Genomic DNA, 23426 nt, shown 5'->3' with positions numbered 1-23426 from the left:
CCATGTGTCGGTACAGCTTGCTTTAAAAAAAAAAATTCGTTACCCTATTGTCATGCAAAGTATCGACACTCCCATCAGTTCACGTATCATCAAAACGGAACTTATCGACTGGAGAAAGTTAAAGTTCATCCAGGACGACAACTTTAAAGAATTACCTCAAGATGCGTTCCAGAGGCTCAAAAACTCAATTTTAGCTAACGATTTCACGCAGCCGTTTTATGTTTGGTTGGATCCAGAAACAGGGTATCTCTATTGTCTGGATGGTAAGCATAGGACACTGGCTCTTGAATCACTTGCCGGAGACGGCCATATCATTCCGGATATGTTACCAGCGACATATATTAACTGTTCCGGCATAAAGGAAGCTGCAAAGCTGGTACTGATCTACTCATCTATTTACGCAAAGACCACGCAGCAGGGACTGTTTGATTTTATTGAGGAGTTCGACCTGAGCTTTGCTGAATTGATTGATGAGATTGATTTACCTGAGTTCAGTGAAGACCGGTACATGCAGAAATTTAACGTCTATAACCTGGATGGGTGTGAGGAGCCTGAAGTTGAGATAACGGATGATGAGCCTATACTTGTTAAACCTGGTGATATATTTCAACTTGGTAAGCACCGGTTAATCTGCGATAGCTTCTCCAATCGTGATGCACTTGATTTATTATTCGGTGATGTTAAGGCCCGTATTTTATTCACTGATCCTCCGTACAATTTACCTACTGACTTTTTCCTGAAGGACAATAAAAAGCACAACAATCATGAGAACTTTGCAATGGGTGCCGGTGAGATGAGTGATGAGGAGTTCTCAGAGTTTCTCACTTCAATCATGATGATGGCAATAGCCCGCACGGTACCAGGTGCAATTCATTATATCTTCATGGACTTCCGACACTGCTGGCACATGACTGATGCTGCACGTAAGGCTTACGGATCACCTATACCTAAGCAGGTATGTGTCTGGAATAAAGACATGATGGCAAACGGTTCGTTTTACCGGGCTAAGCATGAGCTTTGTTTTGTGTTCAATGAACCATCAGCAGTACCGCTCTGGAACATGGATATGCTTGATCATGGGGGATTCTACAAGAACGATCAGGAAATGATATTCATCTTTAAGCATCCTGATAAGGCGAAGCACTTATCACACCTGGCTTTAAAAGACAGGATCCGCACTAATGTCTGGAATTACCCCTCGGCAATCAGTATCGCTAATCCTGATAAGGATGAAATAAAAAATCATCCTACACCTAAGCCGGTTCAGATGGTAGCCGATGCCATCCTTGATACTACAAATCCCGGGGAAGTTGTAACAGATTTTTTCCATGGATCAGGCACCACGATGATAGCCTGTGAAGCTACTGGCCGTATTTGTTATGCTATCGAGATTTCGCCTAAGTTCGTACAATCGACCATTAAGCGGTATATCAACTATTGTGTTAAACGTGATATTGTTCCTACCTTCACACATTTGAACGGTAACCTTACAATATCAGATTTTTATGAGCAGCGAAATAATTAAGGCTATGGCAGAAGTAAAACAAACGATAATTGATTATCTAACTGAAGAACTGACCATCAATTCAGCAGCTTTAAAAAACTACGATAACGGAGACGACCCGATTAAACAGCGGGATACTAATCCGGAAATCCAGAAGATGCGTGAAATCGAAGCTATAAAACTTCGGGACCGTATCCACGAATTAACCCGGCATATCGCCGTCATCAAGCGAATGATAGTCTAATGATATGGCCAAGTCAACCAAGGTAGAGAAGGCAAAGCGGATTCGCACCGTTCAGGAGTGGATCATGGATGATCATAATACGGTTGACATTATCCGATCTGCTGTAGCTCGATGGGACGTCAGCGAACGTCAGGCAGAACGTTATTATTCAGAAGCATTCACTTTATTCAAAGAGCTTACTGAAAAATCTATCGAAAGTAAAAAGGCGTATTATCTTCAGCGTAAAAAGAAGCTCATTAGAGAGATGGATCCAGCTTTCAAAAAGACTCCGTCCGGAGTGCGGGCCATCAATAAGGTTTTAGACTCAATGGCTAAACTCGACGGCATCATGATTGACAAGCTGGAGGTAACCGGTAAAGATGGAGTACCGCTCAGTTTCCCTGAAGTCAAAGTTACAGTTGTGCATTCCGATGTTCCACCATTTGCCAGCAATGAGAATGAAGTAGATGTTTAGCACAACGCCACTTTATGAGGTCAATCTATACCCGCAGCAGGGAAAGAAGATATTAATAAATCAGGGCGGTACCTGGAGCGCCAAGACGTATTCCATTCTGCAAGTTCTTTTCACACTTGCCATTCAGGAGCCTAATCAGGTTATTACTATTGTTGGTCAGGATATACCTAACTTGAAGTCAGGAGCAATCCGTGATTCAAAGAATATCATTCGTGATTCATCGTTACTGCAAAAGTTTATAAAGCCAATAAGTAACGGCAATTTCTATAATGAGTCAGAGAAGCTGATTACGTTTTGGAATGGTTCAATAATAGAGTTTAAGTCTTACACTAACGAACAGGACGCCAAATCCGGTAAAAGAGATTACTTGTTTGTTAATGAGTCAAACGGCATTAGCTATCCGATTTATAAGCAGCTTGCATTAAGGACTGGTAAAAGGATATTTCTTGACTATAACCCAACTGTTGAATTTTGGGTGCATGATGAACTGTTAGGATTACCAGAGGTACAGCTGATCATCTCTGACCACCGGCACAACAGATTTATTCCTGAGGAAAAACATCAGGAAATTGAAAATCTGAGGTATGAGGACTATGAGTTATTCAAAGTTTATGGTCGCGGTATTACCGGTAAACTTCAGGGCCTTATCTTCCGTAACTATAATATCGTTGATAGTATTCCGGATTATGCTTCATTTATAGCAACAGGCCTCGATTTTGGATATACCAACGATCCTACCGGATGTATTGATGTTTATATGGCTAATGGCCAGCTGTGGGTTGATGAGAAGATCTACGAGACCGGAATGACTAATCTTGATATTGCCAATAGGTTTACATCGTTCGGATGGGACAAAAAAAGAGAAATCATTGCCGATTCAGCCGAACCAAAGTCTATTGATGAAATTAAGAACTTAGGAGGATGGAAGGTAGTTCCAGCTGAAAAGGGACCAGATTCGGTAAAGAATAGTATTGACATCCTGAAGAGGTATGTTATCAATATTACCCGAAGATCTGCTAATACAAAAAAAGAGTTCCAAAGTTATATATGGAAAGTTGACAAAGCCACCGGCAAGTCTCTTAATATTCCTGTAGATTTTAAGAACCACATCATTGACCCACTCCGGTACGTTGCTTTGAATAAACTTTCAAATAATGCAGCTAAGCCTACCAAACGGGCGAAATTCAATTTTTAAATATCATGCCTATTGATTATACTTTGCCGTAATCAGGCAATGAAAAGTTTTAAAATAGGCATCCATAAAGTCAGCATCCCATCCAGCTGGAAAGAAGTAAACACGGCAACGTACTTACAGCTATTAAAAGCCTCTGACGAGGTTACCTGGTTAACAATTCTTACGGGATTGCCTGTAGATGTCATTCGTAACTGTTCAATAAAGACCTTTAAAAAGATTGCTGATCACATCCGTTTCACTCATTCCCTTGATACGGTTACCGGTGCGAAACCCCCGGTTGTTTTACGGCTGAATGATAAGTATATCACAGCACCGGCCAGCATGGATCTGGAGAAGTACGGTCTGTTCGTCCTGGTTGATGAGCGCCTGAAGGAATCGTTCGATAAGGCTGAAGTTAAACCAGGAACACCAGAACCACATGCTACGGTCAAGCGGCTGAACGCTTTCCTGTTTGACATTCCCTTTGTTGTGGCCTGCTATTTATATAAGCCATACAACAACCTAAAGGAACTGGAGGCGCTCGATTTTGAAAACAGGATCCACGAGTTTGAGAAGGTGATCCTGGAGCATCCCTGTACCGATATAATCCCTCTTGGTACTTTTTTTTTAAACAAATTTCTGAACTCCAAGCTCGGAGAAGTGAGCAGCTTAAGTACAATCCCAAGCCCGAAGAAGTACAGGCCGGTATTGATAGCTTTAGCGTTTATGGTAATTTTAACGCTATTAATACTCTTGCTGGCGGCGATCTACTTCGCTGGGTAGATGTCATGAATATGCCTTACAACTGGGTGTTTACCAAGCTATTGATGAACAAAACCGAGCGGATTTATAAGGAGGAGCTTACAGAGATTTTGAAATCTAAACAAAAGAAAAATGGTCACTGAGTTAATCCGTTCAATTGTTTCAACATTACCTAATGAACCAACTTTCGTATTGGGTCACAAGGCCTGGCAAAACTTTGTTTCCGACAACAACAGTAAGAAGCTTGTTATCTGGCCAGCCGTATACATGGAAGATTTGCTGACCAGCGATGACCGGTTTGAGTCGTCAATGGCATTCACTGAATTCTTTAACATCGAAATGATGTTCCTGGATCGTAAGCGTACGGCTCAGCAAAATACGGCGCTGGATGCTACCCCGGAGCAGGAGGAGCCTGTCATCTATTCTATGCGTGAGCTTCGCCGGTTATTCCTTACCAGGCTGGCCCGGCATGAGGCCGTAAACTGGACGGCCGGAGACGGTATTACCAACATCAAAACCATTAATGTAAAAAAGTGGAGCGATGCCAGCCTGAGCGGTTGTGTGCTCACTTTCCGATTAAAGTTATTTAACGAATATTCATTCTGTGATGACTGACCTGGAGATACTTGTAGACTTCCTGCGTAAGATAGAGCTGGAGATAAAGGCGAACATGATTGCAAACAACCAGGTTGCAACTCGCAAAACTATCGATTCATTCGAAGTAATAACGCCTAACGATGTTTCGGCTGAACTTTGGGCGGCAAAATGGGTAATGGCATTGGAAGATGGACGAAAACCAACATCTCATACCGGACCATTCCAAAGTGCCGGTAAAACTTTAGTTGAAAGTATAAAGGAGTGGATTGCAGCAAAGAAGCTTGATCTTAACCCTTATGCTGTAGCAAGGAAGATTCATGCTGAAGGTACTAAGCTATACCGGCAAGGTGGCAAGTCCGGCGTGATCAGTACGGTCATCACTGAGCAGCGGCTTTCAAACCTGGTAGAAATTTTTGCAGATCAATATTTGTCATCACTTGAATCTAACCTTTTAACCGTATGATGCAGCTTGTTAAACGTCCGGAATATGAATATGAAGCTGGCAAGTATAGCCGTTGGTGTGCAGCTTGGAATCCTATTGTTTTTGAGTTTCAGGAAGACGGCGCTACTATTCCGGAGGCGCTGCGAATAAATATTAATGTCATTGGCGCCAATAAAACCATAACGGCCATCTTTACGCCTGATCTATCCGGGCATGTGTATGCCGATATTAGCAGCTGGCTCAATGCTTTCCTTACCGATGTATCGGCCGTAACCTATAATGATGCCGTTCACACGTACAGCAATCTGTTCGATTCATTCGTGATCAGCTGGACGGCAATCTATTCCGGATCACCGGTTAAGCAATTGGGAGACCGTGTATATACTTTCACTCATTCGGCACGACCGATATATGATAATCTGTCTGGCAACTTGTTTAATTACCTGGTATTAGACCGGGCGCCCGAAGCTGGCCAGGCTCTGTTCCTTACCGAATTTAAAAGCCCCCGGTATTTTCCAGGGAAGCCATTCGATATAAGTTTCATTCATGCCGAGGACTTATTCAGCCAGTACGGGGAATCTAACTTTGCCATCCTTCAGGAAGATGCTTTCTACCTGCTGCAAGAGGATGGCTTCAATATTTTATTGGAGGATGCTTCAGCGGCTGACGGTTCCGATAATGATACCTCGCTGCGTGTTACTATTACGGAATATGATATCAACGGCCAGCAACTGAAGGTAACGAATCAAGCTATTGATAACCCGCTCATGCCGTCTATTCGTGGAATACGGTTGAATTTTACGCCGGAGGCGAATACGGATTATTTCAGGCTGAATATCAATAATAGCGAAATGCGTTTCAGTGAAGATAAGCTGATCAGGGTATACAACTCATGCCGGCCGAAAGGATTTTATATCAGGTGGACTGGTCAGCTGGGAGCATATAATTACTGGTGGTTTGATCAGAACTCAGAATCTAAGCCTAAAATAAGCGATTCACAAAACTACAGAACCATTGACAATATTAACCGGCTGCTTTATGTGAATGGAGGAAAGACCGATAAAGTTCAGGCTGACTTTCTAAATGCTGATGAACTGTATGAAGGGTTTCAAAGCTTAATCTTCTCTAACAATGTACAGGTATATGATGATGGGATTTGGAAAGATATAACACTGTCTGATGTGGACTTGAAACATAAGGCAGATAGTAAGTTCTTTTCATTCTCAGCTACTCTTATTAACCAGGATATCAATACACAGCAATGAGAAAGTTATTTATAGCAGACAGGCCTATCGAGCTGGCAGATGATAAACCCATTGCACTGACATTTCAGGCAATAGATATCGCTGATATAAATAATCGTAAGGCTAATACTACCAATCAATTCAAGGTGCCGGATACACGTAGCAACAGGATGGCTATTGAATTTGCTGACAATATACTTACCGAAACCACTTTTCCATACAAGCGGAAAGCCGGAAGGTATATTCAGAACGGTGTTGAGATTTTTGTCAATTGTCCGACCTATATAGATAGCATTGAAGGCCGGTTTATCAACATGCAGTTGGTCAGCGGTAATGCTTCATTTATTGATAGTATCGATGGATCTATCCAGGACCTGCCATTAACTGACCTGGACCATTTGTATTATATCGACAATATCCTTCAGCTCAATGATGCCAATGATAACCTGATCTATCCGATTATTGATTTCGGCAACCTGGTTACTGAAGGCTCAACCGTCAATGTAAAATTTCTCCGGCCGGCGATATACGTCAGCTATCTGATGCAGTTAATAGCTGATGAGATCGGTTATACATTCAACTACTCTTATCTTCCACCAGAGGCATTCGATATCTTCAGCCGGATGGTGCTGCCAAATGTGAATGATAAACTGGAGCCGCCTGATGGCCTGGCTGAACAATTCAAGTTCTCAGCTAAAAAGCCGGTCAATCAGGTTAATAATAATGATGATTGGTTCAAGGTCACGTTTAGTGATGGTGGAGCATCGATGGATAATGAGGGCGGGTATTTTGATACAGCTAACAGCTGTTATGTGTTCCGCCGTAATTGTGTAATGAAATTCACGTTCAAAGCCACGGTACAATCAAATAGCGAGAACCCGCAGAAGGTGACCGTTGGTTTTGCTAAAAATACAATACTCAACCTTTTTACAACGACTGAAACGTATGCGTCAAATGATGATAATGTAGAGATACAGCTGGAGTCTGACTATATGTCTTTCGTCGCCGGCGATAAAATATCAGTTTGGGCAAAAAGGGAGTTCCCGTTCATTACGTTCCAGAAGAAAACCCGTGTCATGGCAGGCGCTACATTTGGCAATGAGCTCGGTGAAGCTGCGTATAATTCGGTTATATCTATTAGCAAGGGGTTGCCCGATATCCAAAAGAAAGACCTGGTTATGTACTTCATGCGGTTCTTTGCGCTCATCCCAATATCCAACAGTAGCAACCAGGTTGACTTTATTCCATTTTCAACTTTGTATGAGAATAAGCCAAAGGCCCGGGACTGGAGTGGTAAAATCGTTAACCCGGATCAGCACAATAAGTACTTTACATTCGGTAGCTATGGCCAGAACAACTGGTTTAAGTACAAGGAAGATGAAACAGTACCGGATGGCCTTGGAGATGGTAATCTTACTATTGGTAATGAGAACCTGGATAAAGATAAAACCATTATAACCGCTCCGTTTGCAGCATCTGAAGAACATATCAAGGTTGGAGGCAATACGGTTGCATTCATCGATAAATTAGTGACTGAAGATGATAAGACTGAATTTAAAACCAAGGTTGAGCCGCGGATACTAACCGTTTATCCGTTAACTGCTACAATAACGTTTACAGATGGTGCCAGGACATTAACTTCTAATAAGGTGCTGGCCAGCTCATTCCTTACAGGTAACCTGAGCTTTCAGTATGCGGTTGATCATTTCTATGATAAGCTTTCGCTGATGATGAATAACCTGAAGCGTATTGTAGTGCCAATGCTGTTAACGCAAAACGATATTCAGGAGTTCGATCATACCATACCAGTGTACATTAAGTATTACCAGTCTTTCTTCTTTGTCAATAAAATAAGTAACTGGATAGCCGGTAAGATATGCAGCGTGGAGTTGGTGAAGTTAAACTTTGATCTTACGGAGAATGTTCCGCCAGTTATTGATCCACCGGCACGGTATAGCTTTGATCTGTACCGTAACAATGATAGCCAACTGGCCTGTAGTATGAATGGTGGTACAGAAGTTAAAACAAAGTTTTGGGCCGGTGAAACTCCTATCATTTTAGGAACTGCCCTCTTCCAGGATGAGAATCTATTCTTTAAAGCGGTACCCGGTTATTATTCAGATGGTGAGAAGTACTACCAGGTAGATGCTGATGGTGAAGTCGCTTTAATCGATACGTGTGTATTTATATCAGCCATACCTATTGTATTCTCACCTTACTACGTCACTCCATACTCGACATTAACCATGTCCGATGCTCCGGCACCTTATAATCAGATAGGCAGTACGTACTGTTATAAGAATCCCAAGACCGGCCATTATGTATTTAGCCTGTTCTTCAAATTGTCAGGGATAGGTGAAGGTCCTAACTCTTATTATGAGAAGAACGCAATACTTGGCAATCAGCCAAATGGAGTGGAAACATTCGGGAAGGCACGTATTGCCAGGCTCGGTGATCCTGCGTTTTATCCACCGGCAACAATTCAGCTTAATGGTACCGGCAATGGCAAAACAATTAAAGGGTATATCGATACACAAGGCTGGATCTGGATAAATTATTCTGATGCCAAAGCAATTACTGGTTATAAGTCAAGCAACCCATACGCATATATGATGCGGCTGTATAACCTGGATTATTCAAGCGAATTCACTAATCAAGGGAGGGTAGTATAATGTCAGATGTTACTAAGGAATTATTGCTTAAAGTCACATTGGATGATATTAAAGCGGTAAAAAATATTGAGGACTTAAAAAAACTTCAGAAGGACCTCAACCAACAGTTTGAGAAGTCTGATATCGGATCAGATGCTTATAAAAAACTTGAAGCCCAAGTCGGAGCCACACGAGCCAGGATAAAAGAGCTTACAGATGCTACCAAGGCTCAGCAGAATGCACTTGGTGGTATTAATACATCAGCGAAATTTGCTGAAGGAAGTTACGGAGCATTGCGTCAGCGTATCCAGCAACTGAAGAAAGACCTTGATAATGCTGTCATCGGGACTGAAAATTATACCAAGGTTGAAGATGAGCTTACCAAGGCACTCCAGGAGCAAATTGAAATACAGGAGAAGTTTCCGTCACTTCTTTCCAAGCGGATCAGCCAGGGCATTGACGAAAGCAAGACCTTGCAAAAGCAAGCCGATGCCTTGTTTAAGCTGTCTGATGCGTATGAGACAAGCACCGATTTTGCATTCAAGTTCTCAAAATCATTGGGACTTCCTACCGACGTCCTGGAGAAGATAAACGATTTTGCGGGTGCCATCAAAACGGGTTTTGATGCTATGAAGAATAGTGTTGAGGCTTTCGCTAAGGAAAATCTGGCAGCTGCTACCGCTACAGAAGCTGTTGCTGGAGGTCAGGAAGCCATTACCGTAGCTACCGAAGCATCTACTGAAGCAAGTAAGATATTCGGCCTTACCACTAAGAGTGCTCTTATCGCTACCGGTGTTGGCGCTTTCGTGGTGCTGCTTGGCGCCATTATAGCCAATTGGGATAAAGTTTCAGCAGCTGTACAAAAAGCGTTTCCAATCTTTAAAAACTTCGGAAAGATCTGGGATGAAATCAAAAAGGGTTTCATGGGATTTCTGAATGCGTACCTGGAAGGTTTTAAGATAATTGGTGAAGTAGTTAAGGATTTGTTTAATGGTGATTTTGGCGACGCCCTTGATGTTGCAAAAAGTTCAGGACAACGTTTCGCTAAGGCTTTTAATGAGGGTTACGAAGATGAAGCCGAGAAGATCAGGATTCAAGGCCTTCAAAAAGTTGTCGATGCTCAAAACAGGCAGATCAGTATCCTTCAGGCCGGTGGAAAAAATGTTGATGCTATTCAGCGCCAGAAACTGAAGAATGAAGTTGAGATTGCTGGTCTATCCGGGAAGACCTCGAAGGATTATCTGGACAAGCTCGCTGAGCAGCAAGCGTTTGAAGAGGGACTTCGGAAAAAGAACCTGGATGCCGTTAAAGCCTCAAATCGTGCGATACTGGAGGCTACAGGTAGCGCCCGGCAAAAGGAGCTGGCAGCTATCAATCAGGATATCAATGACCGGCTGGAGTCTGTAGAGAAAGGCAGCGCCGCTGAAGCTGCCTTGTACGCTGAACGTAATGCCCGGATATCAGCTCTAAATAAAAAGTATCAGCAGGAAAATGAAGCCGCTCTCCTGGATATTAGGGAAGCTGAGGCAAAATCTGCTGATGATATTCTGAAGGTCAAACTCGACCGCTTGGATTATGAGCGTAAGATTACCCTTCAGAACCAGGAGCTGACTGAGCTTCAAAAGAAAGCGCTGATCGCGAAATATAATAAAGAAGAGCAGGACCTGGTTAAACAGGATACTGAATTCAAAATGGATCAGCTGCTGCGGGAAAAGGAAGCTGAAGCTAATACGCTTGATGAGATTGCGGCCATTGAAATCCAAAAGCTTGAGGAGCAAAAGAAGCGTGCTATCAATAACCAGCAGCTGACCGAACAGGAGCGCCGGGCGATTATAGCAGAAAGTGAGAAGGCTATCGACGATGTCTTACAGACAGCTGAGCAGCGTCGTAAGGATAATCAGGTCCGGATTGACACTGCTAATGCCAGGTCTGAAGAGGAACGGCTGCGGATTCAACTTCAGCAGATCGAACAGCAAAAGACCGATGCTATCAATAATCAGAAACTTACCGAAGACGAACGTCAGGCGATCATTGCAGAAAGCGATCAGAAAATACATGACCTGGCTGTTGAATGGGAAGGCCGCCGTATTGCTGCTATTAATGACCTTCGTGCAGCTCAAGCCATTACTGAAGCGGAACAGTATAGCGCAAAACTTGAACAACTGCAATTACAGAAGGATGCTGCTGTAACTAATGAGCAGCTAACGCAGGAAGAGCGCCTGGCTGTTATCGCTGATGCCGAGCGGCAAATCACAGAGCTTCGCCAAAATACGGTAGACAGAAGCATCGAATTAACGAATGAGGGTTTGAAGAGCATTCAGGGTGCTATGGCTCAAAACTCAAAAACGGCACAAGCTTTTGAGATCATAAGTCAGAAAATAGATGCAGCCCGGTCATTGCGTTTGGATATCCTTACCCTGAAGGAACAACTGTTAGGTATATCTTCTCAGTTAAAAGAGCCGTTCCCAATGAACATTATAGCGGTGGCCGCTACCATTGCGACAATAGGTTCTGCGATTGCTAATGTGAAGCGCTTAGTAAGCAGCTCCAAAACACCCGGTTTTAGTGGTGGCGGCCAGTATACATCTGATGGCCGTGGAGATGTGTTACCTGGTTACAGTACTGCTGATAATGTGAACGCCCGGCTGCGGTCCGGAGAAGGTGTTGTTGTGTCGGAAGCTATGCGTAATCCTTACGCCAGGAATGTTATATCTGCAATCAATGTTGCTTTTGGTGGCCGTGACTTTTCGGTACCGGCTTCCAGACCCTTTTTCGCGGATGGTGGGATTTATGACGGCGGCTTTTTAGCGCAATATTTGGGTAAGGATGTCGTGGATAGTAAGGCAATTGCGGAAGATATTGCCAGTGCATTTACCTCTTTGCCGTCACCGGTTGTAATCGTTGATGATATTGATAACGGACTGAATCGAAAAGTTTCCGTATCAGAAAGGGCTAATTTTAATTAACAATATGTACAAAGAACTTTACCAATTATACCAATCCGGAACACTGAAAAAATTGATCGTGAACGGCTTCGTAAGCCCTAAGACGGTTTATTATCTTGAGATATGCCATTATGTTAATGCGAAGATCGCTGCTAATCAAAGCAAAACAGCGGCGGTAATGCAGGCTGCTGAGGAGTTGAAAAAATCTGAAAGCACAATCTGGCGGGCTCTCAAAATGCTGGATCAGTAATAACTCTTAAAATTGTGACAGTATAACGGCACCTATAATGCTCGACATTATAGGTGTGTCACAACTTCATCTATACTTCTACGGGGAAATTGTCAATTTCCAATCAAAGGAGGCTCCAGATTGGGGCTGCTTTTCACTAAAAAACATCGTTGACCAGATTAATGCCAATCCTGATTCCGATGAGATAATCGGGCATATTCATTCAGTTGGCGGTGATGTTGTGGAGGCGTTTGCAATACACGATTATCTTCTCGGTACCGGCAAAAAGTTAACGATGATCGTTGACGGCCTTTGTGCGTCCGCAGCTACACTTATTTTCCTTACTGGATCTGTTCGGAAGATGGCGAAGAATGCCGAATTCATGATTCATAACCCTTGGGGTGGTGTTTGTGGTGAAGGCGATGAAATTATCAGGTATGGTGAATCTGTGAAGAAAAGTGAAGAGAAACTGCTGGCTAAATACCTGGAGTTCGTAGGTACTGATAAAGAAGAGCAGATACGTGCCTATATGGACGAAGCTACTTATATCGAGCCTGCCGAAGCTCTTGAACTTGGCTTCGCTACCGAAATACTTGAGCCTGTATTTGCTAAGGCTGTACTCCCATCGTTTACTAAAACCCATAATAAAATGTCAAAAACCCTTATTCAAAATGCAAAGAGCCTGTTGAAGGATATCAAGGCTTTTGTGTCTGGTTCAGTCAAAGCGCTTGATGTGACTTTGGAATCAGGAGAAACTTTAACCATTGAGACCGGTGACTCCGAAGAGCCTGAAGTCGGTGACGCTGTAATGCTGGATGGAGATACTGCACCAGATGGTGAGTATACTCTTTCTGATGGCCGGACCATCGTTGTAGCGGATGGTGTGATCAGTGAGATCAAACCAGCGGAAGAAGATGATGATGATCCAGAGGAAACCATTGAAAATCTTCAGGCCGAAAATACCCGCCTTCAGGCTCGGGTTGATGAGATGGAGGCTAACGAGACCGAGATGACCACTGTGTTTAATTCGCTTAAAAAGCAATTCGACACCATCAAAAACACCCGGTCATCATACAAACCAAAGTCAGGTAAACCGCCGATTTCAGCTTCAAGTAAAGAAAAAACAGGCGAAGGCCGTTTCGCTAAGTTCAAAAAATCGGCAAAAAAGGATTAACCATTTAACTATAGGAGACTAAGAAATGTCATTATTTAACGCCGCGCAACTAACTTTTAACGGTAAGGAAGTGCGCGAATTTGCCGAAACCGTTCTCGAGAATGCATTTTCCAAACCTGCATTAGAGGAGTTTCATACGGTAGAGGAGGATATCGTCGCTAAGCAGCAGATTGCTATCCTCGGTCGTTTATCAAAGATATCCAGAACCGACCCAGGCTGCGGTGACGGTAAGTCATCAAAGACAATTCCGATGTCGGAAAAGTTCTGGGATCCGGCACCTATTAAAGCGTGGATCAGCTTCTGTCATACAGAGGTTGAAGCCATGTTCCCGGTATGGAAGAAAAAGAAAGGCGATGAGATATCGGACATGACCGATACTGAAATCGTGGATCTCTTCCTGGTTGAGATATTTACCGATGCACTGTACGAAGATATGCTTCGTATTGCCTGGTTAGGTGATACCGATGCTGAGAATGTTACCGATGGCGGTAAAATTCTGGATGGTGTGGCCATTGCCGATTACACTCAGATTGATGGTTTTATCAAGCAGTTGATTGCTATTGCTACTAACGATACCAGCCGCCGGGTAACAATCAGTGAAAATGCTACAGCTTCGTATGCTTTGCAGGATACCCTTGCAGCCGATACCGCATACAAGGTATTTAACAAGTTCGTTAATACCGCTGATTACAGGCTTCAGGGAGATGAAGGGAAATTGATTATTGCTACACAGTCGCTGGTGAACAACTATGCTGATTACCTGGAAAGCAAAAGTATCGATGCATCTTTCATCCGGATTGAGCAAGGCTTCTCCGTGTTGAAGTATCGGAATACCATCATCATAGGCTTCAACCTACTTGATCGTTATATCCGTGCTGACTTCAAGAATGGCACTAAATATACGTTAGGGCCTCACTTCGCCGTGTACACCACGCCTGAGCAGCTGCGTATCGGTTTGGATGCTAAATCATCAATTGATGACTTCAGCATCTGGTATAACATCGATGAGGAAGAAAATAACCTGCGTGGAAAGTATAAGCTGGATGCAAAGGTTATCCTCAATTACATGGTTCAGGTAGCATTTTAGTTGAAAGGAGACCTGGATATGTTATGCGGAAAAATTAATCAAAATATGACAGTGGATTGCGATAATCCACTGGTAGCTGGTGTGAAGGACCGGATGGTTGTTATTGCTTTTGAGGATTGGCAAAAAGCAACCATTACACGTGATGTGAGCAATCCTCTGTTGATTACCAATATCGCATTAGCTGCTGATACAACCGGTTATGTGTACGAAGGTATTAACGGTTCGCACGAGCCGGAAGATAATAGTACACAGCCGGAGATGGGTTTACCTGTGTATATACACAAAGTAACCTTTCGTGTTTTCTCAGCTTCAGCAGCTGCTAAGCAACAAGTTGAAAAGCTTGTGCGTGGCCGCGTTGTGATCATCACGGAGAACAACATGAAAGGTGCTGACGGAGAACAGGCATTTGAGGTTCGTGGCGCTGAGGTTGGCATGAAGTCTACTGTTACCCGTGCCCGTAAGGATGCAGCCACACAGGGGGCTTTTGTATTGACCACACAGACACTGGAGACTGAGGGTGAGCCTCATCTGCCAGCAACTCTTTTTGCAGAGACATACAGCGCTACGAAGACAATCTTTGATAGTCTGTATGAGACTGAGCCTGATGATGACGGTGAGGGAGGAGATGAAGGAGGAGGTGGAGGCGCATAGATGATGTCTCCTGAAGAAATATTTAATGGCATCCTGGAACTCCAGTCCAGGTATGCCGAATTAGGCCGGAGGGAGCCGCAAACCGTTGAGCAGCTCAGGAAATTGCACCTGGCTGCCTTCGGTGAGCGGTTGGAGAAATCCTGTGGGAACTGCATCACTAAGGCCTATTTTAAAATCAGTCGTTTAACCCTTCAAAATTTAATTGACATGTCAGAAAAACAGTTTAAACTTAAAAAGGATGCCCTGTTGAGTTACAAAGGGGATCACTACACCAACGCCAACCTTACCGATAAGGTTGCAGCTGAAGTGTTAGAAAAGTATCCTAAGATGGCTAAAATGTTTGAGAGTACACCGGCCGGCTTTGAGCCTGGTAAGAAGTCTACTCCTGCAAAGCCAGCTGGAGAAAAATCTACCGGTGGTAAGAAGTCTACTCCTGCAAAGCCAGCTGGAGATGAGCCAAAAAGCGGTACTGAAGGTAAAGGAAGTGGCGAACCTGGAACCGAAAAAAAATAACCTACTATGCGTGCTAACGTTACCGAAATAGAGCAGGTTATAGAGATTAAGGAGGATACCAAGTACGGTATCCTCACTTATGATAAAGACAACCTGTATCCTCAGCGGATCCTGGCTGATACCAGCCGCTCAGGTACTGCCATGGGTTGCATCCGTCAGCACGCAAAATTTATCACCGGTGCCGGTTTTGAGGACCTGAAATTCTGGAAAGCAAAGGTCAACCGTAAAGGATTACGCCTGGATCAGTTGCTTCGGGCTTTATCTATGCAGTATGCACGGTTTTACGGCTATGCCGTTCAATTTAACTATAATGCCTTATACCAGATCGATGAAATTAATATCGTTCCCTTTGAACATTGCCGGTTAGCTATTCCAGATGATACCGGCTTTATCGGGAAGATTGCTGTTTACGACAATTGGGACCGTAGCAAAGGAAGGGTAAAGCCGGAGGATATCGATTTTATTAATGTTTTCAATCCAAAACCAGAAGCTATACAGGCTCAGGTGGATGTCGCTGGAGGTTGGGATCACTACAAAGGCCAGATTATTTATTATACCGGCTTAGATGATTCTATCCTTTATCCTGTTCCCAATTATGATGCTGTTTTACACGATATCCGTACCGATGGAGCGCTTCAGGTATTGAGAAATACCAACGTAGAAAGCAACTTCATGATTGATGCTATACTTACCACTTACGGCAAGTTTGAAAAGGATACCGATCGTCAGGAATTCAATAAGGGTATCGAGAAATTTCAGGGCCCAAGGGCGAAGCGGATCCTGCATGTTGAAGTCGATGAGGCTGAAGGAGAAAAAGCCCCTACTCTGGAAACCTTTGAAGCTCCGGACCGTGATAAAATCTTTGAAGTGACTGAAAAATCGGTCCGGAAAAGCATAATTACATCCTTCATGCAGCCTCAAATCCTGCATAATGGCGAAGTAGCAGACAAAATAGGTGCTAACGATGAATTGGATAACGCCTATAAGTTCTATAACAGTGTCACTAACGATGATCGTCAGCTGTTTGAGGAGCTATTCATGGAGATAATTCCACTTTACAAAGATATAATTAACCCTACCGGCAATTATGCCATTAAAAAACTTGTATTCGGAGCATAATGGACAAGTTAATAACTATAGAGGACTTTGAAGGCTATCGTAATATTACCAGGAACCTGAATGATATTACGAAGCTGGATCCACACATACGTGAAGCTCAAGACTTCGACCTGAAGCCGGTCATTGGCGCCGGACTTTTGTATGATTTTTTGACTAAAGTAAATGAATACCGTGGAGCTCTTGCTGCTGATCCAGAATATGTTGCTACTGCTGATCAGCAGAAGTACTTGGATCTGCTTTACGGAAAAGATTACCAGCAGGACGGGTACACTATTCACTTTGAGGGGTGCCGGGCGTTCCTGGTTTATGCTTCGTACGCACGTTATCTGCCTGAGGCCAATTTAGCCAGCACTGAATACGGACTCCGATATAAAAAGGATGAGTATTCTGAGAATATTGATAAGGCATCAAGGGCGGAGCTGGTGGCTAAGGCAAAAGAGGGCGCCCGGGTATATGAGTCCGATATGATCGACTTTCTAAATGCGAACCTTGACAGTTATCCGCTTTTCCGTAGCAGCTGTAAGTGTGTTCATAAGAAGGACTATTCAGCCGTAAAAGGTAATGTCCGTATTAATGCGATAGGGAGGTAATAATGGCAGATAAGAAAATATCGCAGGTAACCCGAAAGGCGCCGCTCGGCACCGACATCTTTATTGTGGCCCGGGTTCCCGGTGGAGGCGGTACCGCCGAGAACTTAACGTTCACAATAAACGATCTTATCGCACTCATACCTGGTTTAAATTTTAACCCGGCCGATTATATACCGGTTACCCAAAAGGGAGCGGCTAATGGTGTGGCCACACTGGACGCAAACGGAAAGGTGCCGGCCGAGCAATTGGAGGTTGTCGGAGCCTTTATTCCTAAAGGTGGCTATGATGCTTTAAACAATATTCCTAACCTTCCGGATCCTGACGAAAGTAACAACGGCTGGACATATATCATTACGGTTGAAGGCCAAGTACCACCAGAATTATCAGGCAATGATGATGAGATTGATCTTGCAGTTGGTGATTACCTGGTTAGTAATGGTACAACCTGGTTTAAGGTACCGCAGGAGTTGAAAACTACCCTTGATAATGTATTGGCCACTGGCGATACTTCTAACCGTCGTATGACTGTTGGAGGTATAACTGTCAATAACGGCGATGTACAGCTGAATGGTGTTCAACCATCGGTACCGACTGATTATATACTGGCCATCAAACCGGATGGCACTGTTGTAAAGGTTAGTACTTCAGACATAGGCGGATCTGGTGGCGGAACTGTTACGCCCGGGGTTGTGGAACCCGGTACCGCTGTATTTAATACGGATGATGAACCATGGACTGTTACGGTAGACCTATGGATATGGCGGGATGAAAGTGGTAATATAATTGCTCCGGAGGATCCTGCAACATTGGATGTTACTCCGGGCGATGAAGATTATCCACGAATTGACATCTTACAAGGTAATAGTGACGGTGTTTATTCCTGGAAAGAAGGTGAAGCCACGGAAGCTGCGGATGAGCCTGATCCTGATGAGGGATATATTAAGCTACGCAGCTTTATTGTTACGAGTTCCGGAGCATCAGGCCAGCCGGTACCGGTTGGTAATTTTGCGAAGCTGAATGAGCCGAATACATTTTCGGCTTTAAATAAGTTTCTTAACCGGGTCGCTGTAGGTAATAAGAGTGATGTTGAAGAACGAATCAACCGGGCATTTCAATTACTTGGCACCGATGCTGTACTCCGTGTAGGCCGGTTCACTGATACGCCGGCTATAGCAGCTCCGAGTGTTGAGCTGATAAGCTACACTCTTGACGGAACAGTACAGCGATTTTTCTGGGACTTCTTTATAGACGGCGATAATAATTTCTGTGTAAGGAACAGGCTTTATGGTGGCGTAGCCGATGACTTTATCGCATTCTTTGTGGATGGTGAAGGTAATGTAACATTTTCGGGTAAGGCCAAAGGCCAGGAAGCAGAAGAGCCTGATGAGTTTGTAACAAAGTCTCAACTGGATGCTAAGCCATCTGATTTTGAAAGTATAGAAGGAGATGCCCGGGATAATGCAAGTATAGCTGGTTACCTCGATGCAAAAGCAGATTTAGTTGATGGACTAATACCCGCCTCGCAGCTACCTGGGTTTGTTGATGATGTTTTAGAAGGCACTTATGTAGATTCCACAACATTTAATGATTCTGATGGCAATCCTTATACCCCAGAAACGGGAAAGATTTATGTAGACACAGATACCAATATTACCTATAGATGGAGTGGAAGTGCCTATATAAGTATAGGCAGTGATTTAGCTTTAGGTGAAACTTCTTCTACAGCCTATCGGGGTGATAGAGGTAAAATAGCTTATGACCATAGCCAGACAACTGGCAATCCACATGGCACAACTATAGCCGATATAAGCGGGTTACAATCTGCCATAGACGCTAAATTAACCGGCACGCTGGCCGCAGATGCAGACTTACAAACGCAAACCACTCCTTCTGAAGATAATAAGTTTGTTAGCCGTCGTGGCCTTATCTACTTCTGGAACTGGCTGAAAACACAAACTGTCAACATCGCAGCATCGTGGAGCTTTACAAAGGGTTTATTCGGCACTGCAACGGCAAAAAACAGCCATGTAACTGTAGCGGCCAATACCTCTACTAATGCACAAATAAACCTTGCACCGTCATCTACAGATTATACTGGTACTGAAAGCGGTGCTGTGTGGAATAACGCTGGTGAATTGAAGTTCTACGATGGGACAAATGTAAATGCTCTGGTTAAAGCTCTGTCAAATGCTTTATTGTCTGGTTCTACAAATCGCTCACTAAGCGTTAACCAATACGGGGATATTTCGGCGAATGATGAAGAGATTGAAGGCTTCGTGATGGATACCGATGTGATAGATGCCATAACCGGAGCTACTTATACCAGTGACCGGGCTACCATTACACCCGATGATGATAAGGTAATGTACCTCGGACAAATGTATGATGACGGTACCTATACCTATCTAGCCATAGATGATAACGAAGTAAGGAGGTGGTAAAATGAGCAGGATATATCTTTCAAAACGGGCAAAAGATTTCATTGATGCAGCAGATGACAATGGTAATATCAGAAATGATAGGGCCAGTCTGCTGTACATCAATGCTATTGATAACGCTTGTAAGATAACTGGATTAACAACAGGAGCAGTTTATCCTTTTGCTGGAAGCGACTCTAATAGTAGAGCTATTAATTTTTTGAATCCAGCAGAATATAGTATAGAATGGCATGGAACAGTAAATCATAGTGCTCTTGGTATTCAGTCAGATGGAAGTACAGGATATGGGAATACTAATTTTATTCCTAATAATTTTGGAGATAATATTTATTTGGGTGTATATGTTACAGCTCAAAATAATACTCAATCTACTATTAGATATATAGGAACATCAAATGATGCATCTGGTGCAGGTGGAGCTTATATGAATGGTACTTTATCAATAAGAACAGGTAGAGCTAATTCCAGTCAGACTATGAGTTTAAGTACAACAATACGTACTGGATATTCTTCCATATTTAGAGTATCAGGAACAACTTATTATAGCTTAAATAATCAGATAGGATCAACTAATACTGCTGTAGTCAAAAGTACTTATCCTATAACCATCTTGGCAGTTAATTCTGGATCTTCTGGTATTCAGATTATGGGAATGGATACTGTTGGTTTTGCTATGATTGGATATGATATTACTGTTAATCAGAACTTGTATTTCCAACATCTAATCACAGCTGCTCAGCGGGCATATAGGGGAGTATAATGGCAGTACTTACATTCAATAATAAGAGGTTAAGGTTTTTCGATAAAGATGCTATCAACTTTATTGACGCTGCCGGACTGGATAATGATGCTAACATAAACGGAGAAGGCAATTATACTGGTAAAGAAGCAAGGTTATATGTGGATTATATGGTTAAGACTTTAAAAGCCTGTGGAGCTTGGGACGGCATAAAAGCGATACACCCATTTATGGGAGGAACTGATATTACCTGTATGTACAACCTTAAAGATCCGCGTGATGCAGATGATGCTTTTAGAATTGTATGGAAAGGAACAATGAACTTTAATTCGATTGGTATACAAAGTGACGGAACTACTGGATATGGTATAATTTATTATAATCCTTCAATAGAAGATGATGATGATTCATGGTTAGCTGTTAGTACATATTCAGATGATGCTCCAATTTCTGGTGTTACTCCAATTGAAATAGGAACTAATGATACTGGTATTATTAAAGCTATATCAACCAGAATAAATGCCGGTAATTATGATGGAAGATGTAATACCACTGCTATTACTTCTGTTGGTGTACCTAATGGGATTGGACTTCATATTCAATATAGTAAATCAAACGGAACACAGCAATTTGCTCGTAAGAATGGGATTTTATTAGGTTCAAATACTTCTACCTTATCTAAGCCAAATAATAATTTTGTAATTTGTGGAAGGAATGATTCGCCTCTTGCAAGCCCGCCTGTAGCTGCAAATATAACACGTAGGATTATTAATATAGCTATCATAGGCTCATCAGCCTTGAGTGACCAACAAGCTATTTATCTATCTCATCATATAAGAGCAGCACAAGCAATTTTAAACAGAAAATAACTATGGAAGACAAGAGAAAACCAACAGCCTGGGAAGATTTGCAATTCAAAGCAAAGGATTTGATACTATTCTGTAGTTACCTGACCGCTGGGGTGATGTTTATCACAAAAATAACTTCGGCTATAGAGCGTCAGGGGGATAAAATAACCGATGTTCAGGCTCAAATTATCGAACTAAAAAACGATGGCAAAGGCAGCACAAAAGATACACAGATATTTATGCAGTCGTTGCAAAATCAAATCAATGCCACGTCAACGCAGGTTAGATTACTTGACCAACGTGTAACCACATTGGAGAATAAAAAATAAAGTTATGGCAAATTTCAGTACAGCATTTCAGCTAACAATGGGAAATGAAGGCGGTTATGCCAATAATCCCGCAGACCGTGGCGGCGAAACCTATAAGGGTATTGCCCGTAACTTCTGGCCGTCATGGAAAGGGTGGCCCATTGTTGACCAGGTAAAGAATGCCAAGCCGGCAAGTCTGGATAAAGCATTAGCATCGCGAACGGATTTACAAAACCTGGTTCAGGACTTTTACAAAGTACATTTCTGGGATATTAACAAATTGGATAGTATTTCGGAGCAGGATATAGCCAATGAGTTATTTGATACCGGTGTAAACATGGGAACTTCTGTAGCGGCCAAATTCTTACAGGAAGCCCTTAACTACTCCAATAAAAATCAGACATCATATCCTGATTTAATTGTAGATGGAGATATAGGGCCAAAAACATTAGCCACCTATCAAAAGCAGCCGAACAAAAAACAGTTGCTAAAACTGCTCAACATATTACAGGGTGAGCGATACTTAAATATTATTCGTAATTCACCATCACAGGAAGTGTTTCTGTCTTCCTGGTTTAGTCGTGTTGCTATATGAAAAGATTAATAAACTGGATTCGCCCATCATTTGAGGATAATGATGGCAAAGCAAGTTACCGGCGTATTACCGCTTTTGTGTTCGTGTGCCTGATTTGCTATATGGTAATTTGGAACCGTATACAAACAGAAATACATCTAAAGGCTTTTTTTGCGCTGCTTATCACATTATTATTGCTCATAGGTATTGTTACCGTTCAAAATATCCTGACGTTTTTTCACCGGGATAAAGAGCCATCAGATGACGGCATAAAATCAGGTGACCAGGTGACCATAAAAAAAGAAGAATGAGATCGTTAATTATCGTTTTCCTGATATCGGGAATATGTTCCTGCGGCACCCGCAAAGCCGCCACAACTAAAGTTTTGCAGGCGGTTGAGCTAAAGTCGGAGACAGAGGTTAAAACCGATAGTGAGGTTGAGGTTAAGGTTGAGACTGAGGATAAGACCCAGGTTGAGGTTAAGGTTGAGCAGCGTGACACCTTTACCACGGTAGAGGAAGAATTTGACCGGGAAACCGGCAGCCTTATCAAGCGAACTACCACTACAGGCACAAAAAGCAAGTCGGATAACAGCAAAATTAGCGGCTCTAAGACCGTTAAAAAAGATAACAGTGCCAAGGTTAAGGTTGAGGCTAAGATTAAGGTGGACAGCGCAGGTAAAAATCTGAATAAAAATAAGCAGGTTGAGGCGGACAAGACGGTTGTTTCCAATGCAGGCGGCAGGGTGATTCTGCTGGTTATTGTTGTAATTTTCGTTGTAGCATTAGTGTTTAAGAGATAAAGCTACCAGTTACAGGCAAGCTACCACCATCAGCGATAGCCAGCACTGTAATTATTTGAAAATAAATTGAGGGAAAATTATTTAACGGGAGTAAGTATGATTTCTATTTCACATTTCAATGCGGCAGAAATTCTAATTAAGGTATTGATGTTGAAATTTGCTTTCCCAGCTTCTATATCAGAGATAGTTGCAACTCTTAATCCAGCTTCTTCAGCTAATTGCGCCTGGCTCATTTGTCTAAATAAACGCAACTGCTTTATCATTTTACCGTAGGCTTCTAAATGGTCTGACGTTATCATTATATTTGCAGCGATTAATTTGAAAGAATTAGTTACTT

25 protein-coding genes are annotated in these 23426 nt (G+C 42.7%); 24 read left to right on the top strand and 1 reads right to left on the bottom strand.

The genetic code is table 11. From position 1 onward, the window contains the following. Positions 1 to 52 precede the first annotated feature (52 nt). From FW774_RS05940 to FW774_RS05825, 24 genes are all read left to right on the top strand, one after another. Positions 53 to 1525, top strand: a complete 1473-nt coding sequence (locus FW774_RS05940) for a DNA modification methylase (protein WP_149347263.1) — start codon at positions 53 to 55, stop codon at positions 1523 to 1525. A 4-nt stretch (positions 1526 to 1529) separates the two neighbouring features. Beyond that, a complete protein-coding gene (locus FW774_RS05935) occupies positions 1530 to 1748 on the top strand; it encodes a hypothetical protein (RefSeq protein WP_149347262.1) in 219 nt (72 codons plus the stop codon). 4 nt (positions 1749 to 1752) lie between these two features. Continuing rightward, positions 1753 to 2202, top strand: a complete 450-nt coding sequence (locus FW774_RS05930; protein WP_149347261.1) for a hypothetical protein — start codon at positions 1753 to 1755, stop codon at positions 2200 to 2202. After that, on the top strand, positions 2195 to 3397 hold the full coding sequence (locus tag FW774_RS05925) for a PBSX family phage terminase large subunit (RefSeq protein WP_149347260.1): 1203 nt from the start codon (positions 2195 to 2197) through the stop codon (positions 3395 to 3397). The genes FW774_RS05930 and FW774_RS05925 overlap by 8 nt, the downstream gene beginning before the upstream one ends. 39 nt (positions 3398 to 3436) lie before the next feature. Beyond that, positions 3437 to 4159: a hypothetical protein gene (locus tag FW774_RS05920; RefSeq protein ID WP_149347259.1), complete on the top strand. Its 723-nt coding sequence runs from the start codon at positions 3437 to 3439 to the stop codon at positions 4157 to 4159. A gap of 111 nt (positions 4160 to 4270) precedes the next feature. Continuing rightward, the gene (locus FW774_RS05915; RefSeq protein WP_149347258.1) at positions 4271 to 4753 is read left to right on the top strand and encodes a hypothetical protein; all 483 of its coding nucleotides are present in this window, start codon (positions 4271 to 4273) and stop codon (positions 4751 to 4753) included. Continuing rightward, positions 4746 to 5198 carry a hypothetical protein gene (locus tag FW774_RS05910; protein ID WP_187774826.1) on the top strand — a complete coding sequence of 151 codons (453 nt, stop codon included), beginning with the start codon at positions 4746 to 4748 and terminating at the stop codon, positions 5196 to 5198. Before FW774_RS05915 ends, FW774_RS05910 begins: the two co-directional genes overlap by 8 nt. Further along, on the top strand, positions 5195 to 6442 hold the full coding sequence (locus tag FW774_RS05905) for a hypothetical protein (RefSeq protein WP_149347256.1): 1248 nt from the start codon (positions 5195 to 5197) through the stop codon (positions 6440 to 6442). The genes FW774_RS05910 and FW774_RS05905 overlap by 4 nt, the downstream gene beginning before the upstream one ends. Continuing rightward, entirely contained in the window at positions 6439 to 9093 is a 2655-nt protein-coding gene (locus FW774_RS05900) for a hypothetical protein (RefSeq protein ID WP_149347255.1), read from the top strand. Before FW774_RS05905 ends, FW774_RS05900 begins: the two co-directional genes overlap by 4 nt. Then, positions 9093 to 12038 carry a hypothetical protein gene (locus tag FW774_RS05895; protein WP_149347254.1) on the top strand — a complete coding sequence of 982 codons (2946 nt, stop codon included), beginning with the start codon at positions 9093 to 9095 and terminating at the stop codon, positions 12036 to 12038. The genes FW774_RS05900 and FW774_RS05895 overlap by 1 nt, the downstream gene beginning before the upstream one ends. Before the next feature lie 4 nt (positions 12039 to 12042). Next, a complete protein-coding gene (locus tag FW774_RS05890) occupies positions 12043 to 12267 on the top strand; it encodes a hypothetical protein (protein WP_149347253.1) in 225 nt (74 codons plus the stop codon). A 37-nt stretch (positions 12268 to 12304) separates the two neighbouring features. Next, a complete protein-coding gene (locus FW774_RS05885) occupies positions 12305 to 13420 on the top strand; it encodes a head maturation protease, ClpP-related (RefSeq protein WP_149347252.1) in 1116 nt (371 codons plus the stop codon). Between the two features lie 70 nt (positions 13421 to 13490). Next, positions 13491 to 14507, top strand: coding sequence for a hypothetical protein (locus FW774_RS05880; protein ID WP_149347251.1), 1017 nt, complete (start codon positions 13491 to 13493; stop codon positions 14505 to 14507). After that, positions 14508 to 15158: a hypothetical protein gene (locus FW774_RS05875; RefSeq protein WP_149347250.1), complete on the top strand. Its 651-nt coding sequence runs from the start codon at positions 14508 to 14510 to the stop codon at positions 15156 to 15158. Then, positions 15159 to 15671 carry a hypothetical protein gene (locus tag FW774_RS05870; RefSeq protein ID WP_149347249.1) on the top strand — a complete coding sequence of 171 codons (513 nt, stop codon included), beginning with the start codon at positions 15159 to 15161 and terminating at the stop codon, positions 15669 to 15671. Positions 15672 to 15677: 6 nt separating this feature from the next. Then, positions 15678 to 16790 carry a hypothetical protein gene (locus FW774_RS05865; RefSeq protein ID WP_149347248.1) on the top strand — a complete coding sequence of 371 codons (1113 nt, stop codon included), beginning with the start codon at positions 15678 to 15680 and terminating at the stop codon, positions 16788 to 16790. After that, entirely contained in the window at positions 16790 to 17380 is a 591-nt protein-coding gene (locus FW774_RS05860; RefSeq protein WP_149347247.1) for a hypothetical protein, read from the top strand. The genes FW774_RS05865 and FW774_RS05860 overlap by 1 nt, the downstream gene beginning before the upstream one ends. Positions 17381 to 17382: 2 nt before the next feature. Continuing rightward, the gene (locus tag FW774_RS05855; RefSeq protein ID WP_149347246.1) at positions 17383 to 19821 is read left to right on the top strand and encodes a hypothetical protein; all 2439 of its coding nucleotides are present in this window, start codon (positions 17383 to 17385) and stop codon (positions 19819 to 19821) included. A gap of 1 nt (position 19822) precedes the next feature. Continuing rightward, positions 19823 to 20578 carry a hypothetical protein gene (locus FW774_RS05850; RefSeq protein ID WP_149347245.1) on the top strand — a complete coding sequence of 252 codons (756 nt, stop codon included), beginning with the start codon at positions 19823 to 19825 and terminating at the stop codon, positions 20576 to 20578. Beyond that, complete coding sequence (locus tag FW774_RS05845) at positions 20578 to 21426, top strand: hypothetical protein (protein ID WP_149347244.1); 849 nt, start codon at positions 20578 to 20580, stop codon at positions 21424 to 21426. The genes FW774_RS05850 and FW774_RS05845 overlap by 1 nt, the downstream gene beginning before the upstream one ends. A 2-nt stretch (positions 21427 to 21428) precedes the next feature. Next, positions 21429 to 21734: a hypothetical protein gene (locus FW774_RS05840; RefSeq protein WP_149347243.1), complete on the top strand. Its 306-nt coding sequence runs from the start codon at positions 21429 to 21431 to the stop codon at positions 21732 to 21734. A 4-nt stretch (positions 21735 to 21738) separates the two neighbouring features. Beyond that, positions 21739 to 22308 (top strand): glycoside hydrolase family 108 protein, encoded by a 570-nt coding sequence (locus tag FW774_RS05835; RefSeq protein WP_149347242.1) that lies wholly within the window; start codon positions 21739 to 21741, stop codon positions 22306 to 22308. After that, on the top strand, positions 22305 to 22598 hold the full coding sequence (locus FW774_RS05830) for a hypothetical protein (RefSeq protein WP_149347241.1): 294 nt from the start codon (positions 22305 to 22307) through the stop codon (positions 22596 to 22598). The genes FW774_RS05835 and FW774_RS05830 overlap by 4 nt, the downstream gene beginning before the upstream one ends. Further along, complete coding sequence (locus tag FW774_RS05825) at positions 22595 to 23089, top strand: hypothetical protein (protein WP_149347240.1); 495 nt, start codon at positions 22595 to 22597, stop codon at positions 23087 to 23089. Before FW774_RS05830 ends, FW774_RS05825 begins: the two co-directional genes overlap by 4 nt. 77 nt (positions 23090 to 23166) lie before the next feature. On the opposite strand, the gene FW774_RS05820 is transcribed toward FW774_RS05825, so the two are convergent. Continuing rightward, positions 23167 to 23388 carry a helix-turn-helix transcriptional regulator gene (locus tag FW774_RS05820; protein ID WP_149347239.1) on the bottom strand — a complete coding sequence of 74 codons (222 nt, stop codon included), beginning with the start codon at positions 23386 to 23388 and terminating at the stop codon, positions 23167 to 23169. Between the last annotated feature and the right edge of the window lie 38 nt (positions 23389 to 23426).

Source organism: Pedobacter sp. BS3, from assembly GCF_008274585.1.
In the GTDB taxonomy this organism is placed as follows: Bacteria; Bacteroidota; Bacteroidia; order Sphingobacteriales; family Sphingobacteriaceae; genus Hufsiella_A.
This window is presented reverse-complemented; position numbering and strand designations above follow the sequence as displayed.

Bases quoted from the DNA above. Each gene is read 5' to 3' on its own strand.
- FW774_RS05895 (WP_149347254.1), top strand. From the start codon at position 9,093: ATGTCAGATGTTACTAAGGAATTATTGCTTAAAGTCACATTGGATGAT.
- FW774_RS05905 (WP_149347256.1), top strand. From the start codon at position 5,195: ATGATGCAGCTTGTTAAACGTCCGGAATATGAATATGAAGCTGGCAAG.
- FW774_RS05850 (WP_149347245.1), top strand. From the start codon at position 19,823: ATGAGCAGGATATATCTTTCAAAACGGGCAAAAGATTTCATTGATGCA.
- FW774_RS05930 (WP_149347261.1), top strand. From the start codon at position 1,753: ATGGCCAAGTCAACCAAGGTAGAGAAGGCAAAGCGGATTCGCACCGTT.
- FW774_RS05935 (WP_149347262.1), top strand. From the start codon at position 1,530: ATGGCAGAAGTAAAACAAACGATAATTGATTATCTAACTGAAGAACTG.
- FW774_RS05865 (WP_149347248.1), top strand. From the start codon at position 15,678: ATGCGTGCTAACGTTACCGAAATAGAGCAGGTTATAGAGATTAAGGAG.
- FW774_RS05910 (WP_187774826.1), top strand. From the start codon at position 4,746: ATGACTGACCTGGAGATACTTGTAGACTTCCTGCGTAAGATAGAGCTG.
- FW774_RS05840 (WP_149347243.1), top strand. From the start codon at position 21,429: ATGGAAGACAAGAGAAAACCAACAGCCTGGGAAGATTTGCAATTCAAA.
- FW774_RS05825 (WP_149347240.1), top strand. From the start codon at position 22,595: ATGAGATCGTTAATTATCGTTTTCCTGATATCGGGAATATGTTCCTGC.
- FW774_RS05900 (WP_149347255.1), top strand. From the start codon at position 6,439: ATGAGAAAGTTATTTATAGCAGACAGGCCTATCGAGCTGGCAGATGAT.
- FW774_RS05820 (WP_149347239.1), bottom strand. From the start codon at position 23,388: ATGATAACGTCAGACCATTTAGAAGCCTACGGTAAAATGATAAAGCAG.
- FW774_RS05845 (WP_149347244.1), top strand. From the start codon at position 20,578: ATGGCAGTACTTACATTCAATAATAAGAGGTTAAGGTTTTTCGATAAA.
- FW774_RS05925 (WP_149347260.1), top strand. From the start codon at position 2,195: ATGTTTAGCACAACGCCACTTTATGAGGTCAATCTATACCCGCAGCAG.
- FW774_RS05830 (WP_149347241.1), top strand. From the start codon at position 22,305: ATGAAAAGATTAATAAACTGGATTCGCCCATCATTTGAGGATAATGAT.
- FW774_RS05855 (WP_149347246.1), top strand. From the start codon at position 17,383: ATGGCAGATAAGAAAATATCGCAGGTAACCCGAAAGGCGCCGCTCGGC.
- FW774_RS05940 (WP_149347263.1), top strand. From the start codon at position 53: ATGCAAAGTATCGACACTCCCATCAGTTCACGTATCATCAAAACGGAA.
- FW774_RS05890 (WP_149347253.1), top strand. From the start codon at position 12,043: ATGTACAAAGAACTTTACCAATTATACCAATCCGGAACACTGAAAAAA.
- FW774_RS05860 (WP_149347247.1), top strand. From the start codon at position 16,790: ATGGACAAGTTAATAACTATAGAGGACTTTGAAGGCTATCGTAATATT.
- FW774_RS05920 (WP_149347259.1), top strand. From the start codon at position 3,437: ATGAAAAGTTTTAAAATAGGCATCCATAAAGTCAGCATCCCATCCAGC.
- FW774_RS05835 (WP_149347242.1), top strand. From the start codon at position 21,739: ATGGCAAATTTCAGTACAGCATTTCAGCTAACAATGGGAAATGAAGGC.
- FW774_RS05870 (WP_149347249.1), top strand. From the start codon at position 15,159: ATGATGTCTCCTGAAGAAATATTTAATGGCATCCTGGAACTCCAGTCC.
- FW774_RS05915 (WP_149347258.1), top strand. From the start codon at position 4,271: ATGGTCACTGAGTTAATCCGTTCAATTGTTTCAACATTACCTAATGAA.
- FW774_RS05885 (WP_149347252.1), top strand. From the start codon at position 12,305: ATGCTCGACATTATAGGTGTGTCACAACTTCATCTATACTTCTACGGG.